The sequence below is a fragment of the Cytobacillus sp. EB106-05-05-XG126 genome, assembly GCF_058791715.1.
On sequence record NZ_JBYTDU010000044.1, the window covers coordinates 1 to 1,380 of the forward strand.

The 1,380-nt window shown below is 40.5% G+C and carries 1 protein-coding gene; it reads left to right on the top strand.

Annotation, left to right across the window (positions count from 1 at the left end; translation table 11 throughout):
* Window position 1: 1 nt before the first annotated feature.
* Window positions 2-1,380, top strand: a 1,379-nt coding sequence (istA, locus tag AC3WTL_RS25640) for an IS21 family transposase (RefSeq protein WP_492370279.1), incomplete at its 3' end; no start/stop codon positions are given.

Consider the following 1,380-nt stretch of genomic DNA (forward strand, 5'->3'; position numbering starts at 1 on the left):
GATTCAGGAATTAAATAAGAGAAATTTTAAAGTAGCACAAATCGCTAAGGAGCTTAAGATCTCAAGACCGACTGTCTATAAGTATTTAGAGATGACATTTGATGAAGCTAGAGCGTATACTGAACAGCCTTTGGGAAAGAAGAAAAAACTAGATCATTATAAAGACTGGATACTTGCCTGGCTAGAAGAATATCCTCACTTGAGTAGTGCTCAGATCCATGATTGGCTTTTGGAGAGATATCCCCACCTGGAGGTCGGTGGAAGTACGGTCAGAACGTATGTGAAGGATATTCGAGAAGTCTATCAGATTGAGAAAAAAGTGGTTGTCCGTCAATACGAAGCAGTTCCTGAACAACCGATGGGTAAACAACTCCAGGTAGACTGGGGTGAAACAAAACAGAAAACAATAGACAATAAAGAAATCAAACTATACTTTATTGCCTTTGTACTCGCCCACTCCAGACATAAATACATGGAATGGCAGACACGTCCTTTTACCACAAAAGATGCGATTCGTTGTCACGAAAATGCATTTAAGTTCTACGGGGGACGAGCAGAAGAAATCGTTTATGACCAGGACCGCTTAATCGCAGTGAGTGAAAATGCAGGACAGCTGCTTTTAACAGCTGAATTTCAAAGCTATGTAAATGAGCGTAAATTTAAAGTTCATTTGTGCAGAAAAGCTGATCCAGAGTCTAAAGGTATGATTGAAAATGTAGTGAAATACATAAAAGGCAATTTCGCTGACAGTCGTGTGTTTAGCGATATAGAAGATTGGAATAAACGAGCGCGGCAATGGCTCGAGCGTACTGGAAACCATCGGGTTCACCAGACAACGAAAAAAAGACCAGCAGAAGTGTTTCTCCTCGAAAAGCAACACTTACAGCCAGTCTCTTCGTTACTTTCATATGAAAGTACCAATAACCAAAGTATAACAAGAAGTGTGAGTAAGGACAACACGATCCGGTACAAGTCAAACCGTTATTCCGTCCCACTCGGGACTTATCAAACAATGAGTGAGAACCTTGTATGGATTGAAGTGAAAGGCGAAGATCAAAAGACGCTCGTTATTCGCAGAGAAGCAAAAGGTGAAGTCATTGCCGAGCATATTGTCAGCTCGGAAAAAGGAAAACTCATTCAAAACCGTCATCATACCCGTGATCGTTCTAAAGGTCTTAAGGAATTCAAACAACGCCTCATCTCTAACTTTGAAGATCAAGTTCAGGCAACTGCTTATTTAGATGAGATAAGCCTAAGATACCCAAGGTATCGTCGAGATCAGTTTGCCATGATCAATAAGGTCATTCAGCAGTCTCCCGCATTAATTGATACTATTTTGAGCAAGTGCATGACAGAGAAACTATACAATGCGAATGATTT